This is a genomic window from Streptococcus australis, from assembly GCF_047463015.1.
Lineage (GTDB): Bacteria > Bacillota > Bacilli > Lactobacillales > Streptococcaceae > Streptococcus > Streptococcus australis_F.
On record NZ_JASHER010000012.1, the window covers coordinates 1 to 16,434 of the forward strand.

Here is a 16,434-nt window from a genome sequence, read left to right on the forward strand (position 1 = left end):
GTTCAGTTACTATAACTTCCGTTATAGCGCCCTGCACATTGGTTCGTCTTGTTCAGTTTTCAAAGGTCTTTGTCGCTCTCGCGCGACAACTATATTAGTATATCACGACCTCTTCTCCTTGTCAATAATTTTTTTCTATTTTTTAAAATTTTTATTTTTATGAAAAAGGATGCTTTCTTACATCCTTTTTCATAAATGATGATCCTTGAAATCCTTCAAATATTCTTGTAGCCTTCTACGCATCTTTGCTTTTCCTGAGAAACGTTGGTTCATCAGTAATTTGTCGTAATCTTCTTTTTCTTGATCAGTTAGATTTTTTCGGAACTCCTTTAAGGCTCCTCTTAATAAGACTAGTTCATCCAGAAAGAGTTCTTTTGATCGGAGTCGATGACTAATCTCTCCAATCTCTGTATAGGGTACCTTATTTAACTTCCTTTTATCACTCTCTTGTTTTCTAACTTTATCCTTTATGTGATTGCGAAACTTTGTTTTGAAGTAGGTTAATAGGATTTCTTCATTTTCTTCTACTTCAGGATTACTTATTTGTAGCTCATATAGTACCAGTCTACCTTCTTGTTCCCAATCTGCATGATCCCAAAGATGAATATAAAATTCCTTTTCACATTTCCATACTATCCATTTGACTTTTTCATATGATTTTTTAAAGTTCATTGGACCTCCTTTCTAACTTGTCTTTATTTTAAAGGAGGGTAGGATTTATTTGTTCTTATTTTCTATTTGGAATCTTTTCTAACTCTAATCGGTTATTTTTTTGATAATAATGGCAGAATAGTGTTTTTAGCATACAAAAAAAGTTGCTACTAATGTAACAACTTTTTGCGATAGTCCGTACGGGATTCGAACCCGTGTTACCGCCGTGAAAAGGCGGTGTCTTAACCCCTTGACCAACGGACCATTTTTACAACGTAATCTATTATATCAGTTCATTTTCATCTGTCAACACTTTTTTGAAAAAAAGAGCCGAAATTTCGGCTCCCTTGAATGTAGACAAACTATTTTTTTACATAAAAAAGCAAGATGCTTTTCAAAAAATTACTTTTATTTTTAGTCATTTAGGAAGATTAGAAACTTTTCCGCCGTGAGAAAAGTGCCTGAAACGTAATAGTTTCAGGCACTCGGAATTATTGAGACCTTAGGCTCAATAATTAGTCATGGAACTTCTTAGAAGTTCGCTGACGTCCGATCTCACCTAAGGAAAGTTTTTAGAAGACTTTATCTTCAATCTGAGGGGCCGAAATTTTCGGTTCCTTCTAAATACTTTAGAAGACTATAAAGTTTATTACTTATTTTCTTCCATTTTAGATTTAATTTCTTCATAAGATAATGGTTTAGATTCTTTTTCTAATTCTAAATCAGTATCTTCTGGCATTTTACCTGTTTCATACAAGGACTTAATTTGAACACTGTCCAAGGTTTCGTATTTCAACAAGGCTTCTGCGATTAATTTATGAGTCTCACGATTATTTTGGATGATTTCGGCTGCTTTATTGCGAGCTTCAGTTAGGAGACTTCTTACTTCTTCATCGATTTCATAAGCTGTTTGCTCTGAAATGAATTTTTGAGTCGTTTGAGCTCCAAACATGGCATGGTTGCCTTCGTATTGAACTGGACCAAGCTTTTCACTCATTCCATATTCCGTTACCATAGCACGCGCCATTTGGGTCGCTTGTTCAAAGTCATTGGAAGCTCCTGTGGTTTGAACATTGAAGATGATTTCCTCCGCAACACGTCCTCCCATCAATCCAGCCAATTGCTCTTTCATATCTTCTTTAGAAAGAAGCATTTGATCTTCTTTAGGAAGAGCAATCATATAACCACCAGCACGACCACGTGGGACGATGGTTACCTTGTGGACAACACGAGCATTAGATAAGACTAATCCGACAATGGTATGCCCTGCCTCATGGTAAGCAACCAATTCGCGTTCCTTTTGAGAAACTGTTCGGTCTTTCTTAGAAGGACCAGCAATCACACGATCTTCTGCTTCATCAATATCAGATGCATCAATGACCTTCTTATTGCGACGAGCCGCTACTAGAGCTGCTTCGTTTAAGACGTTTTCAAGATCTGCTCCAACAAATCCTGGTGTTTGTTGGGCAACCAGTTTCAAGTCAACATCTTTGGCCAATGGTTTATTTTTAGCATGGACACGCAAGATAGCCTCTCGTCCTTTTACATCCGGACGACCGACTAAAACCTTCCGGTCAAAACGACCTGGACGAAGAAGGGCTGGATCTAGAACATCGGAACGGTTAGTGGCTGCAATCACGATGATGCCTTCGTTTCCTTCAAAACCATCCATCTCAATCAAGAGCTGGTTGAGGGTTTGTTCACGTTCATCATTTCCTCCGCCAAGGCCAACGCCCCGTTGACGTCCCACAGCATCAATCTCATCGATAAAGATAATGGCTGGTGCTGCTTTTTTAGCATCTTCAAATAGAGAACGAACCCGGCTTGCACCGACACCGACAAACATTTCAACAAAGTCAGAACCTGAAATACTAAAGAAAGGTACTCCAGCTTCACCTGCTACTGCTTTTGCTAGAAGGGTCTTACCAGTCCCTGGAGGGCCTTCAAGAAGGACTCCTGCTGGAATACGGGCACCCAATTTTGTAAAGCGTTTTGGATCTTTTAAGAATTCAACCACTTCAACGAGTTCTTGTTTTTCTTCTTCAGCCCCGGCAACATCTGAAAAACGAACCTTGATATCTTCCTTATTGGTAGCACGCGCTTTGTTACGTCCGAAGTTCATAGCTCCGCGGGCGCCACCGCCACCGCCTTGGTTCATCATGGAGAAGAAGAAGAACATGACAATCACAAAGGGAACGATTGAAGTCAGAATGGTAATCCACATTCCACTTGAGCTTTCCCGTTTAATGGTGATATCAGCCTTATGTTCGGATGCTAAGTTTTGTAATTCTTGAACAGTCAAATCAGACGGTAAAATTACACTTGTGAAGCGAGTCACCTTACTTGGACTTGGAGTGAAAAATTGAACCCCTGTATCATCCTTGCTGGTTTTTGCTTTGTTATAGGTACCGGAAATTTCAATGACACTACCGTTTGGCTGATAGCTAATTTCCTTGACGTTGTCTGATTTAAGCTCTTTTACCAATTCTGTATAATTGATTTGCTGACTTTGTCCGATACTATTTCCAGCAAAGAAATACTGAAAACCTGTAACAGCAGCTACAATAATCAATAGATACAGAAAAGGATTTCGAACAAAACCATTGTTTTTGTTATTTTTCATCTAGTTTCCTCTATTTTGAATACACTTCTTCTTTTAATACTCCGATATAAGGAAGGTTTCGATAGTTTTCATCGTAGTCTAAACCATAGCCCACAACAAACTCGTTTGGGATGGTAAAGCAAGTGTAATCTGCTTCAATCTCAACCAAGCGTCCTTCAGGTTTATCCAACAAGGTAGCAATTTTAACAGATGCTGGTTGACGTCCTTCAAACAATTCTTTCAAACTCTTAAGAGTTTTACCAGTATCAATGATATCTTCAACAAAGAGAATATCTCGACCCTTAATGTCTTGGTCCATATCTTTGATGATATTAATCACGCCTGAGCTTGATGTTCCACCATGATAGCTAGACACTAGCATAAAATCCAACTCAATATGCGTATCAATATGTTTGATCAATTCCGCCATAAATGGGACTGACCCTTTTAAAATCCCTACTAAAATCGGATTTTTCCCTTGGTAATCTTCTGTCAGTTTTTGACCAAGTTCACGTGCTGCAGTCACGATTTCATCGTGGGAAATGAGTATCTTTTTGATATCTTGTTCTAACATCTTTTTTACCTATCTATTTTCTGGATATAAATTGTATGCTTCATTATACCATTTTTTAATTCCTTACTCAAATCACTGATCGCAATTTCAGGAATAGCCAGTATTTGTTTATCTTGTTCTAAAACCACCAGATTGTTTCGTTGATTTAAAGGGATTTTTTGGTTAATCAACAATCTGCTAATTTTTCTATGGTGACCGTTCATCAGAATACGATCTCCCCTTTTACGGGGGCGAATAAAAACTGGGTGGTTGTTTGGAAGTGGGATTGCCTCCATATATGAATCGCTTGGTTCCACTCCAAATAAAAAGCGATAAGCACCTACTGTCTTTATGGTTCCAAATTGTAACAAAACTTCTGACATTCGGTCATCCGTCCTACGACTGATTTTCCGAATTTCAAAATAGTGATAGTCTTTGTAAAGTTCATAACCATTCTTTAGAACTTGTTGCGTATTGGACTTGGTCACTACTATTCTATGTAATTGTTCAAATTGTGCCCGACTCAATTGCAAGTCTGGAAAACTAGCTAGATACTCTTCCAGCAAATAAATCTGAACAGCTGGTGATTGCTTTTGAAACTGTGTCACATCTTGTGGATTCAAATCTTTGGTCAACTCTTTTAAAGCCTGGTGCCAATGACTGAGATCCTCTCCTAAGTTGACCAAAGCACTCGTCACTTGAGGATTTTCTTTTTCTAACAGTGGGAGATAACGATGGCGGATACGATTACGGAAATAGTCCAAGGAGCGGTTGCTCTTATCCTCATAATGAAAAATTTCTGGAAAATCCTTTTTTTTGAAATATAAGAGGGGACGGATCAACACACCCTGTCCAAATGGTTGTTTTAAAGGAATACCTTTTAAATGCCGTGGACGACTCCCACGAATCAGACGCATTAAAATCGTTTCTGCCTGATCATCCATATGATGAGCGGTGACGAGAGCGCTACAAGCTTCTTCTTTCATAACTTTTTCAAAGAAATCATAGCGGAATTGTCTAGCTTGGCTTTCAGAAAAAGGACCAGAGAAATGGGCAACCTTCAGCGGTAGATGTTTTGCTTCAGCTATTGCTCGAATTCCTCTTTCTTCTTGGTCAGCTTCAATGCGTTGGTGATGATTGACATGAGCAAGTACGAGGTCGATTCCTAATTGGTGCCGATAATGGTAGAGCCAATCCAGTAAGGTCATGGAGTCCACCCCTCCTGATAAAGCCAAAAGGACTTTTTGATGAGATTCAAAAAGCCCCTCCTTTAGACAGAACTGAAGAAATTTATCTTTCATTACTGTAAGACCTCATAAATATCTTTGGCAATTGCTGAGATAGTCTCGTAATCAGAGTGATCCGTAAAAATAGCTAAAATAAATGGTGATTCTGTATAAACAATGGCGACATCATGACGGAAATCATAGGCATCTCCAATCTTGTGAGCGACCTTGACTGGGATATCTTTTGAAATTCGTTGATCATCAAAGCGAGTCTCTGACAGAGCATCAATGATTCCACCATTTTGTTGGTAGATAGCTTCCATGACATTTCCTGCCATTTTTGGAGATGCCATTCTAGTTTCTACATTCCACGTTTTTCCTGCAATCTTATTGGTCACCTTTTGAAATTCTTTGTCTGATTGATGCGTTACATAATAGCCTAAAATGTTTTGCGCAACATTATCAGATTCTTTTGCCACCCGATTAATCAAATCAGCGACGGTATATTCCTTATCATCCGGTGTTTTTGAAATACTTCCACTGCCTTCCGGTTCATAAGCTCCTGGATAATCATTGACTTCTTTTGTATATTTTAAAGGAGTCTGCAAATCTACATGGTTTTCGTTTATCTCTTTTTGAGTATAGTACAAATACAAGAGCTTGGCTATACTAGCAGAATACATTTCCTGATCTTCATGTATCCCAGCAGTCTTTCCAGTATCCACCTGCTTCACGTAAACTGCAATTCCGTCTTTGTTGTACTTCTGATTGAGAATCTCTTGGACTTTCTCCATCCGATTATCTGTAGCAGAAAGTTCATCTTTTGCAATCCACCCCTGGCCAGAAATTTCTAGATAGGTCCCTTTTAAAGTTTTGGCAGTCTTGGTGATTTCAACCTTACTATAGGGAGTCAGACTTGTTTTTTTGCTTTTTGCGCCATTTACCAAGGGTTGATCATAAACTGTAAAAGAGGATGTCAGCCACATGGTCTTTTTTTCTTCTGTTAATTCCAAAATCGAATCTTCGTAAATTTGATCTTGATCAGCTACTACATACTGTTTATTCGATAATTTAAAAACTGATTTCCCTTGGTCATTCACAAACAATTGATCAACAGTAAAGGGAGTATCAGGTTTGATTTCCCCAGCTTTTTGACGCAATTCTGGATCCGAATAGGTCACGATTGGCTGATAAACATTCGGATTGGATGGGATGGAGACAAAGAAATGATCCTGAGTCCCTATTTGACTAGTGTATGAAGAATCAGCAGTCAGTGGAACTTGGACTTGGGATGAATCAGATAAGGGTTGGGTGACTAAGAAAGTAGGAAAAATCATCCAATAAACTAACTTATTCATCCTTGCTCCTTTCCTGAGTTTCTTCTTGCAATTTTAAGGCTTGATTTTTTTTAGCTAACTCTTCTAATTTTGTATCAGAATATTCTAGAAATTGTTGAACGGTTTTTACAATATTTTCCATTATTTCGGTAATAAATTAGGTATCGTATAAATATATTCGCCATCTTTAGAGAAGGAATATTTTGCGCGTGCATATTTTGCAGCGTATTCGTCATCCTTCAACTTCTCTACGATATCCTTTTGATATTCTTTTTCCTCAAGGGTTTGCTGATATTGTTCTTGCAATTGAACGTATTGTTGTTTGCGTTTTTGAAGCGTCTGGTAACTCTGAGCCAGATTATAAGTTGGGAGAATAAACAATAAAATAATTAAAATGAGAACCCAACCCATAAAACGGTTCTGTTTTTTTCGCTCCTCATTCTGGTATTTCTGACGCTGATGTTCGTCTTGAATATACCGATTATTCATTTGTACAATATTTTTAGGCATCTTCTTCTATCCTTGTTTCACGAATGATTTCATACATTTTAGACGCATCTTCTTTTTTAGTACTATCTAACATTTCCAACACTTTTACTGTCAATAGCTTATTTCCAAAGCGAACTTCGACTTCGTCATTTACCTTCAAGTCGGTTGAACTTTTCGCTAGGACCCCATTGACTTTGATGCGCCCCTTATCGGCTACTTCTTTAGCTACAGGGCGTCTTTTGATAATGCGGGAAACTTTTAAATATTTATCTAATCTCATCGTATCACCTCTAATGTATTATTGTACCATTTTTTTAGAAAGAGCCTAGTAAAATCTTTCTTTCTAGTCTTGTTTTTCCATTTTTTCCTGCTTGATGGCCAGTAATTTTTCCCCAAATTGTCGCAAGCCTTCTAAAATTTCGAAGTCTTTTTTATTTCGCACATCAAAGATTAATTCAATCAATCCTTGGCTTTCTGCAATACGAGCTTTTAAATTAGTTGCTGATAAGGCAGCAAAATAATCTTGAGTCAAGAAAAGTTGCTTGGTAATTGGCTCAAATTTCACCGTTAGTTGATTGTCTTTTCGATCAACCACTTTAACAAAGACCTGGTCTAGATAAGATTTGATAAACCCTATTTCTAGGAGATAGGCTACCACATCAGGATATTCTCCGAAACGATCAATCAATTCATCTTGCAGCAGTTCATAATCTTCTTGAATTTGAATTTCTCGAATACGTTTGTAAATTTCAATTTTTTGACGTTCATCGAAGATATAATCACTTGGAATGTAGGCATCAATTTGGAGATTGAGCTCCGCATTTCCTTTTTGGCGTTTTTTCTCTTTTCCTTGTTTCTTCTCAATAGCAGCTTCGAGTAACTGTGAATACATTTCAAATCCGACGGAATCGATAAAACCAGATTGAGAAGCCCCTAAAATATTCCCGGCACCACGAATAGACAAATCTCGCATAGCAATCTTAAAACCAGACCCCAATTCAGTGAATCCTTTAATGGCTTCAAGACGCTTTTCAGAAACTTCTGTCAAGGTTTTGTCCGGCCGGTACATCAAATAAGCATAGGCAATGCGATTGCTTCGTCCAACCCGTCCTCGCAATTGGTAAAGGGTAGACAAGCCCATATGGTCGGCATTTTCAATAAAGAGGGTATTGGCATTGGGGATATCCACACCTGTTTCAATAATGGTGGTCGTAACTAAAATATCATACTCACCTTCAATGAAATCCATCAAGGTGTTTTCCAACCGTACCTCACTCATCTGTCCATGGACAAACCCAATAGAGGCTTCCGGTACCAATTCTTGTAACTCTGAAACTTTTTGCTCAATGGTATCTACCTTGTTGTAGAGATAGTAAACCTGACCTCCCCGATCCATCTCCCGACGAATAGCATCTCGGATAATGGTTGGATTGGTTTCTAAGACATAGGTTTGAACAGGATAACGATTGGTCGGCGGAGTTTCAATAACGGACAAATCCCGAATCCCCAACATAGACATATGAAGGGTACGAGGAATGGGCGTTGCCGTTAAGGTTAAAACATCGACTTTTTTCTTTAACTCCTTGAGGGTTTCCTTGTGTTTGACACCGAACCGTTGCTCCTCATCAATCACGATAAGACCGAGATCCGCAAATTCCACATCCTTAGATAAAAGGCGGTGGGTACCAATCAGGATATCGACCTGGCCTTTTTTTAGTTTTTCCAAGGTTTCTTTTTGCTCAGCACGACTACGGAAACGACTCAAGACATCAACTTCTACTGGAAAGGCTTCGAAGCGTTCTTTGAAATTGGCATAATGCTGTTGAGCTAGGACCGTTGTCGGAACTAAGACAGCCACTTGTTTATGGTCTTTGACAGCTTTAAAGGCCGCTCGCATAGCAACTTCTGTCTTCCCAAATCCCACGTCTCCGACCAAGAGGCGATCCATAGGGCTTGAAGATTCCATATCCTTCTTGATTTCTTGGATAGAGCGAATCTGATCATCTGTTTCAACATATGGAAAAGCCTGATCAAAAGCTTCTTGATTCTCATCGTCTGGAGTAAAAGCAAAGCCTTGTAATTGACTTCGCTCTGCATAGAGTTGAATCAGATCATCTGCAATATCCTCTACTTCTTGACGGACCTTTTGTTTGGCCTTTTGGAAGCGACCATCATTCAGTTTGTTGATTTTAGGAGGCTTGCCATCACTCGCAACATACTTGGACAGCATCTGGATTTGATCCACAGGAATGGAAATCCGGTCTCCATTTTGATACTGGATGGAGACATAGTCTCGGTGAACGCCAGAAATTTCAATGGTTTCTAGTCCTAAATACTGACCAATTCCATGAACCTGGTGAACGACGTAGTCTCCCTTTTCCAACTCATTGTAGTTTTTCAACCGCTCAGCGTTGGAAATGGTTTGCCGACGGATCTTTCTTTTAACCTTTTTCTGAAAGATTTCTGTCTCTGTAATAAGGACAATCTTCTCATCTACAAAATGGAATCCACGCGCCAAACCACCGATGATCAACTGGCTCTGTCCTGGATGAAGCTGATCGGGCGCAAGATAATCCAGGTCAATCCCATAGTCTCTCAAGTGCTCTTGTAACTGGTGGAGTCCTTGTTTACTCGTCACCTGAAGAATGACTGTGTAATCTTGTTTACGGAAACGGTCAATTTCATCTTTTAAAAGAGAGAACTGACTGAAGAATTCCTGCATGGGGTATTGGTTAAAAGAATAGAGGGCATCAAATCGCAGATTTCCCAAGCCTTTTTGAAAATTTGAAAAATAAGAAGCTGGTTTATAAGTGCGTAAGAGTGCGCTATTGTCCGCAAAATACTGGGCTTCAGCGAAAGAGCGACTCTTTTGTAGGTCCTCTGTCAAAAGGTTAGCAACGTCTACATCAAACCGCGCCTCCTGATCCATGATTTTATGGTAATCATCCAAAAAAAGAGGAGCATGTTTGGGGAGGTAATCAAAGAGAGTGTAGGTTTGCTGATAAAAAAGAGAGAGAAATTTTCGACTATCTGCATGGAGACGCTGGTGATGCGCTTCTGTGAGAATCTCAGTCAAATAGGATTTGAGCTCTGGATGAGGACTTTTTTGAATCATATTTTCTAGATTCTTCTGTCCTCTTAAAAAATCATCTTTAGTTAGTAACATATCGCTAACTGGATGAACTGTTACCGCATCTAGATTTTCTAGTGAACGTTGAGTCTCTGGAGAAAAAGTCCGAATGCCATCAATCTCATCTCCAAAAAATTCCAGGCGATAAGGGAAATCTTGACTGGCTTCAAAAAGATCTAAAATATCCCCTCGAAGACTAAACTCTCCCTGTTGGCTTACCTGTGAAACCTTTTGATAGCCCATGGCCAGGAGGGTATCTTTCAACTCTGTCAGATTTTTTTCTTCTCCAACAGAGAAAGACTGAATCATAGAGCTGACAGTCTTTGGATTAGGTAAGAGCAAACGACTACCACTTACATTGGCAATGACGATCCCTTCTTTTTCTGGAGCTAAAAGAAAATCCAGAGCTTCCAGACGAGAAAAGACCCGTTCCTGGGAAGCAAAGACAAACTCTGCCAAAGGATTGTCATCTCCGAGGAAAAGATAGACCTTTTCTTCGCCTAATAATCCCAATAAATCACTGGCGAGCCGTTCTGCTTCATTTTGGGAAGAGGTCAAGACCAAGACCTTGTGTCCGTCTTCGACAACTGTCGCCATGGTAATGGCTTTTGTAGACGAAGACAGTCCTAGTAGAAGAGAGCGACTTCTTTTTTGCTGGTCTTGTTGCCATTTTCTAATATTTTTATTTTGTTGAAATAGATCAACCAGTGTCTTATATTTATCCATTGTATTGTTGCATTGTTTTCTCAAACTGCCCTTCTTTTAAATAAAAGCGAAGAGCTTCCTCTGATTTGTCGATAGCAAGGAGGATGGTGGCATAATCATCCTGATCGAATTTTCCTAAGACATGGTGGACTACTGACATGCCATGCTTGGGTCTCCCGATTCCAATCTTGATGCGATTAAAGGTCTGAGTTCCAATATGGTTGATGATCGACTTGATTCCGTTGTGGCCTCCAGCTGATCCTTTAACCCGAAGGCGAATCTTGCCGACTTCCATATCCAGGTCATCATAAATAACGACCAAATCTTCCACCTCTAGGCCATAATAGGTCAAAAGCGCGTGCACGGCCTTGCCACTCTCATTCATAAAAGTGGTTGGCTTGACCAAAAAGACCTTTTCTCCATCTATAAAGGTGGAGGTCACATCTGCTTGAAAAATCTTATCATGTGAGAAGGTGAGGTTGAGAGATTTTGCCAGCTGATCCACTAACATAAAGCCTACATTGTGTTTGGTTTCCACATATTTATCTCCCGGATTTCCCAATCCGACGATTAATTTTGTCATTTACTTTCCCTTTCAAAAGCCAAAAGGGTTGGAATTTTTTTCCAACCTTTTGGTTATTTACTTGTTTTCTTTATACATTGAAGCGGAATTCCATGATGTCGCCATCTTGAACGACATAGTCTTTTCCTTCTTCTCGCAAGCGTCCTGCTTCTTTTACAGCCTTTTCAGATCCATATTTGACCAAATCATCATAAGACATGGTTACAGCACGAATAAATCCTTTTTCAAAGTCAGAGTGGATGATTCCAGCTGCTTGTGGAGCTTTCATACCACGTTTAAAAGTCCAAGCGCGAACTTCTTTTTCACCAGCTGTGAAGTAAGTTCCAAGTCCAAGTAAATGGTAAGCTGCACGCGTCAACTTATCCACACCTGATTCTGTCAAACCAATGGCTTCAAGAAACTCTTTTTTATCTTCATCGTCTAACTCAGAAATTTCTTCCTCCGCACGCGCAGAAATCACTACTACTTCTGCATTTTCTGTTTCTGCGAATTCACGAATTTGTTTCACATAATCAATCGAATCTGGGTCTCCAACCACATCCTCATCCACATTCGCTACATACAGAACTGGTTTAGTGGTCAAGAGGAAGAGACCTTTGACAACTTTTTGTTCTTCGTCTGTGAATTCGATGGTACGAGCTGACTTCCCGTCTTCAAGCACTGGCTTAATCTTTTGGAGGACATTAAATTCTGCAACGGAATCCTTGTCCTTTTGCGTACGGGCCATCTTTTCCACACGCGCATAGCGTTTGTTGACAGATTCTAGGTCAGCCAAAATCAACTCTAGGTTAATGGTATCAATATCTGCTAGTGGATCGACAAAGGCATCTTCACGGCCTTGCTCCCGCATGACATTTTCATCATCAAAAGCACGTACCACATGGACAATAGCATCCACTTCACGGATGTTGGCCAAGAATTTATTACCGAGACCTTCTCCTTTTGACGCACCTTTTACAATCCCTGCAATATCTGTGAATTCAAAGGTTGTCGGCACTGTCTTCTTAGGAGTGATCATTTCCGTTAATTTTTGGAGACGTTCATCTGGAACTTCTACCATTCCAACGTTTGGATCAATGGTCGCAAAGGGATAGTTTGCAGCCTCTGCTCCTGCTTTTGTAATTGCGTTAAATAGGGTTGATTTACCAACGTTTGGCAAACCAACGATACCTGCTGTTAAAGCCATTTTTCTTCTTCTCCGTTCACATTTCAATCCCTTTTATTATAACATAATTCAAAGCACAAGATGATGAAAAAATGCTCTCCCTTAAAACTAACAGTCACCTGTCCAATTTCATAAGAATATGGTATAATCAAACCAATAATAATAAAGGAGTTTTCGTCATGAAAAAACTATCAATTAAATCGATCCTTCTGCCTCTTTTAGCTATCTTTACTCTCTTTCTTCTGGGAGCTTGTGGACAAAGTACAAAAAAAGGTTACCTTCAATTAATTGACCAAGATAAGAAAACAGACATTCGTGTCATTGTTGAATATCAGGGTGATAAAATTCTAAGTACAGATTCTACAAGTGTTATCTACTACGAAGGTACAGGATTGCCAAAAGAACAATTAAAAAAAGTTATTGATGAATACGATAAAAAATTCAAAGATATCAAAGGATTCTCACACTCTGCAGAATATAAGGATGACTATGTCGTTGAAAAAACAAAGATTGATTATACCAAGGCAGATTTAAAAGAATTACAAGAAAATCAGTTAATTGCTGCACAAGAAAATCAAAATGTTGATTACATTGGCTACAAGACAACACTTAAAACCTTTAAATCTAATGGCTTCAAAGAAGTAAAAGATGGAAAATTTGAAGAATTAAAATAATACAAAAGAGAGTGGGACAGAAATCGGTAATTCGTTAGAATTCGATTTCGTCGTCCCACCTCCGCACAGTTGAGTAGGGCTGTAAAAGCTGATGAAATCAGCGTAGTAGAGCCCACTCAACCACTGCGTCTTGCTCAACAATCCAAAAATAATTGAGAGGCTAGGACTTTTGTCCCAGCCTCTTTTACAATACTTTTTTTAATTTTTGATCGAAATCATGACGGCTCATCATGACCATATGATCACAATTGCTACAACGAATTTTGATATCTGCCCCTACTCGCCTAATTTCCCAACGATTGGCTTTTTTCCCTGTTGCTTTGATGATACAAGCATGGGGTTTTTTCATTTCTACAAAATCACCGACCTGATACATGGATTTTCCTTTCATCAACATAGAAGACGAAAAGCTAGCCTTTTTGATGCTAGCTTTTGGCCCTTAATTGGTCCGAACTGGTGTAATTAATTGAATGAAGCGTTCAGATTCCTCTGCTGGTACCAATGTAAAGGGACGAACTGCAGAGATGAAGCGAATGACGACTTTTTCACTTTCAATAGCTTTCAAAGCGTCAATCAAATAAGTTGGATTAAAGCTGATGTTCAAATCATCTCCCGAAACTGCTTCTGTATCAATTTCTTCATTCACACGCCCTACCTCAGGAGAATTTACGTGAGCAGAAACAACTCCACTAGCGATTTCTAATTTAACAGTACCATTTTGAGTAGCGTTAGACAAAAGGCGGGCCCGTTCCATTGCTTGGCGAAGATGAGCAACTTTAAAGGTTACTTCAGAACTAAACTCTGTTGGAATCAAGCGATCCGTATCTGGATAGTTTCCTTCTAGTAAGCGTGTATAGAAACTGATATTGTCACTTCTAAATAAAATCTGGTTATTGGCAAAGAAGACTTCAACCTGTTCAATTTCATCTGAAAAGACAGACGTTAACTCGCGTAAAGAACGACTTGGAATCACCACATCAAAGTTATCCCCATTTTTTTCAAGAGTAATATTTTTTTGACTCATGCGATGAGAATCTGTTGCCACCGTTTTTAATTCCTTGTGATCAGAAAGAACAAAATGGACTCCTGTCAAAATCGGACGACTTTCTTGGGTACTTGCTGCAAAAGCTGTCTCAGAAATGATTTTCTTCAAGGTTTGAATTGGGAGCGTTAGAGGGTTGCTAGCTGAAATTTCTTGAATGCGAGGATATTGTTCTGCATCTTTCCCTTTAAGGGTAATTTCTGATTTCCCACTAACTAATACAATTTGTTTTTGTTCGATTTCTTTCACATCTAAAACGACATCTGGTAGACTCGAGACAACATTGATAAAGAAAGTTGCTTCTAAGAGAATAGCGCCTGGGGTTGTTACTAGAAGGCCTGCATTTTCATCTTTAACAGAAATAAAGTATTCAATTGAAATTTGTCCATTTGATCCAATGAGAGTAATTCCTTCAGAAGTTACATCAATCTTAATAGTGGATAAGATAGGAATTGCATTTTTTGAACTAATGGCTCTTTTTGTCGTATTTAAAGCTTGTAGGAAATAGGCCTTGTTAATAGAAAAATTGATCATGAGATCTCCTTTTATTATTTTAGTATTAGTAAGTTAATAGTAATAGTAGAGTGTGTGGAACATGTGGAAAAGTCTTCTAAAGCCAGACAGGAATTGAAAAGTTCCTTGTTTACAACATGTGGAAAAAGAAGCAAGTTTTTCTATGATTATCCACATGAGATTACTTTAATTTTTTCTTGATGGTTTGAATCTCGAGTCTGAGATTGTCATCAATTTCGATCATCCCTTTGATTTTCTCATAAGCATGCATGACCGTTGTGTGGTCTTTTCCTCCAAATTCACGACCAATACGGGGAAGACTATTATCAGTCATTTCGCGGGCGAGGTACATCGCTACTTGTCGAGCTAGGACAATATTTTGAACCCGTCGAGTGCCTTTCATTTCATTGACACTGACATTGTAAAATTTTCCAACCTCAGCTTGAATCTTTTCAATAGGAATTACAGTGATTTGTAAAGATTCATTCTTACGAGCTCGAATGGCTTCGGCTGCGACATCAATTGTAATATCTTTGATTTTTTTAACTCTTGCCACGAGAGAAATATCATTCAAAGCACCTTCTAAGTCTCGGACGTTCGAATCAAATTGACCTGCTAGGTATTCAAGAGTATCATCTGGGAAAGTAAAGTCTAGGTCTTCGATTTTATTTCTCAAAATAGCAATTCGAGTTTCAAAATCTGGTGGTGTAATATTTTGAGTCAAGCCCCACTTAAAGCGCGTGACTAGACGTTCTTCTAAGCTATCTAAATGATCAGGACTACGATCGCTGGTTAGGACAATCTGCTTGTTATCCCCATAAAGAGCATTAAAGGTATTAAAGAACTCTTCTTGAGTTGTAACCTTTTTCCCTCCAAGAGATTGAATATCATCAATTAAGAGCAGATCCAAGTTTCGATAGGTTTTTTTAAAGGTATCCATATCATTGAGGCGAAGACGCTCTAAAAATTCATTGATAAAGGATTCTGCTGGGATGTATTTTACTCGAGCATTTGGGTAGTTTTCCATAATCTGATTCCCAATCGCGTTGAGCAAATGCGTTTTACCTAAACCGGGTCCTCCATAGATAAATAAAGGATTATAAGTGGTAGCAAGGTTTTCAGAAACTGCTAAAGCGGCAGCCAAAGCCCATTGATTTCCATCTCCACTTACAAAATTATCAAAGGTGTATTTCTTTCTTAATCCTGTTTGGATAGGAGGCAAATCTACTATCGGAGCATGGCTCACTGCATAGTCTCTATTCATTTCTGAAAGGGGAATAAACTCTTTTTCTTCTTCCTCTTCTTCAAGATTGAATTGATAGGAAATGGTTAATTCTACTGCATAAATTTCAAATCCAGCAGTCAAAATCACCTTTGTCATATTCTCTTCCCAGAATAATTTTTTCACTTCCGCATCTAAATAAATAACGGCTTCTTGTTGATCGACTTTGATGAGTCTTGAAGTAAGGACAAAATAGTCAAAGATTTCTTTTTTAAATGTCTTTTTACTTAATTCAATCACACGATTCCAGAATGTTTCTTCTCTTGACACTTATCGCCCTCCTATTCATTTTTACTTGCTATGTTTTTCTTATTTTATCATAAAAGGAGGGAGTTTTCCACAACTTGTTCTGAGGGAATAAAAAAGAGTTTTTTCCACAATATGTGAATAGTTATCCCCAATGTGTGTAGAAGTTTTCCACAAGTTGGGGAAAAGAGAGAAGAAAGTAGGAATATCAAGTAAGGAGGATTTTTGAAGAAGTG

At 38.7% G+C, this 16,434-nt stretch carries 15 protein-coding genes and 1 tRNA gene; 1 reads left to right on the forward strand and 15 read right to left on the reverse strand.

What is annotated here, in order from left to right:
* Positions 1-189: 189 nt before the first annotated feature.
* The 12 genes from QM873_RS09305 to ychF all read right to left on the reverse strand — a co-directional run bounded on the left by QM873_RS09305 (position 190) and on the right by ychF (position 12,462).
* Positions 190-672, reverse strand: coding sequence for a sigma-70 family RNA polymerase sigma factor (locus QM873_RS09305; protein ID WP_123159949.1), 483 nt, complete (start codon positions 670-672; stop codon positions 190-192).
* Positions 673-843: 171 nt separating this feature from the next.
* A tRNA-Glu gene (locus QM873_RS09310) sits at positions 844-915 on the reverse strand.
* 385 nt (positions 916-1,300) lie between these two features.
* Positions 1,301-3,274: an ATP-dependent zinc metalloprotease FtsH gene (gene ftsH, locus QM873_RS09315; protein ID WP_414279192.1), complete on the reverse strand. Its 1,974-nt coding sequence runs from the start codon at positions 3,272-3,274 to the stop codon at positions 1,301-1,303.
* A 10-nt stretch (positions 3,275-3,284) separates the two neighbouring features.
* Positions 3,285-3,827: a hypoxanthine phosphoribosyltransferase gene (gene hpt / locus QM873_RS09320; RefSeq protein ID WP_048690450.1), complete on the reverse strand. Its 543-nt coding sequence runs from the start codon at positions 3,825-3,827 to the stop codon at positions 3,285-3,287.
* Between the two features lie 5 nt (positions 3,828-3,832).
* Positions 3,833-5,107 carry a tRNA lysidine(34) synthetase TilS gene (gene tilS / locus QM873_RS09325; RefSeq protein ID WP_129822616.1) on the reverse strand — a complete coding sequence of 425 codons (1,275 nt, stop codon included), beginning with the start codon at positions 5,105-5,107 and terminating at the stop codon, positions 3,833-3,835.
* A complete protein-coding gene (locus QM873_RS09330) occupies positions 5,107-6,390 on the reverse strand; it encodes a serine hydrolase (RefSeq protein ID WP_195610879.1) in 1,284 nt (427 codons plus the stop codon). Before QM873_RS09330 ends, tilS begins: the two co-directional genes overlap by 1 nt.
* Positions 6,383-6,511 (reverse strand): SP_0009 family protein, encoded by a 129-nt coding sequence (locus QM873_RS09335; protein WP_260469288.1) that lies wholly within the window; start codon positions 6,509-6,511, stop codon positions 6,383-6,385. The genes QM873_RS09330 and QM873_RS09335 overlap by 8 nt, the downstream gene beginning before the upstream one ends.
* A complete protein-coding gene (locus QM873_RS09340) occupies positions 6,511-6,879 on the reverse strand; it encodes a septum formation initiator family protein (protein WP_023024832.1) in 369 nt (122 codons plus the stop codon). Before QM873_RS09340 ends, QM873_RS09335 begins: the two co-directional genes overlap by 1 nt.
* Positions 6,872-7,138, reverse strand: a complete 267-nt coding sequence (locus tag QM873_RS09345) for an RNA-binding S4 domain-containing protein (protein WP_023024830.1) — start codon at positions 7,136-7,138, stop codon at positions 6,872-6,874. The genes QM873_RS09340 and QM873_RS09345 overlap by 8 nt, the downstream gene beginning before the upstream one ends.
* Positions 7,139-7,201: 63 nt before the next feature.
* Positions 7,202-10,714, reverse strand: coding sequence for a transcription-repair coupling factor (gene mfd, locus QM873_RS09350; protein ID WP_414279203.1), 3,513 nt, complete (start codon positions 10,712-10,714; stop codon positions 7,202-7,204).
* Positions 10,707-11,276: an aminoacyl-tRNA hydrolase gene (pth, locus tag QM873_RS09355; protein ID WP_129822614.1), complete on the reverse strand. Its 570-nt coding sequence runs from the start codon at positions 11,274-11,276 to the stop codon at positions 10,707-10,709. The genes mfd and pth overlap by 8 nt, the downstream gene beginning before the upstream one ends.
* Positions 11,277-11,346: 70 nt before the next feature.
* The gene (gene ychF, locus QM873_RS09360) at positions 11,347-12,462 is read right to left on the reverse strand and encodes a redox-regulated ATPase YchF (protein WP_048715116.1); all 1,116 of its coding nucleotides are present in this window, start codon (positions 12,460-12,462) and stop codon (positions 11,347-11,349) included.
* Positions 12,463-12,620: 158 nt separating this feature from the next.
* Here ychF and QM873_RS09365 point away from each other — a divergent pair, with 158 nt between their 5' ends.
* On the forward strand, positions 12,621-13,115 hold the full coding sequence (locus QM873_RS09365; RefSeq protein ID WP_195348427.1) for a DUF1307 domain-containing protein: 495 nt from the start codon (positions 12,621-12,623) through the stop codon (positions 13,113-13,115).
* Positions 13,116-13,299: 184 nt separating this feature from the next.
* Here the strand turns inward: QM873_RS09365 and QM873_RS09370 are convergent, their stop codons facing one another.
* The 3 genes from QM873_RS09370 to dnaA form a co-directional block, all read right to left on the reverse strand.
* Positions 13,300-13,491: a DUF951 domain-containing protein gene (locus QM873_RS09370; RefSeq protein WP_129822612.1), complete on the reverse strand. Its 192-nt coding sequence runs from the start codon at positions 13,489-13,491 to the stop codon at positions 13,300-13,302.
* A 63-nt stretch (positions 13,492-13,554) separates the two neighbouring features.
* Entirely contained in the window at positions 13,555-14,691 is a 1,137-nt protein-coding gene (dnaN, locus tag QM873_RS09375) for a DNA polymerase III subunit beta (protein ID WP_006595327.1), read from the reverse strand.
* A gap of 160 nt (positions 14,692-14,851) precedes the next feature.
* Positions 14,852-16,222 (reverse strand): chromosomal replication initiator protein DnaA, encoded by a 1,371-nt coding sequence (gene dnaA, locus QM873_RS09380; RefSeq protein ID WP_195348409.1) that lies wholly within the window; start codon positions 16,220-16,222, stop codon positions 14,852-14,854.
* Positions 16,223-16,434: the final 212 nt, after the last annotated feature.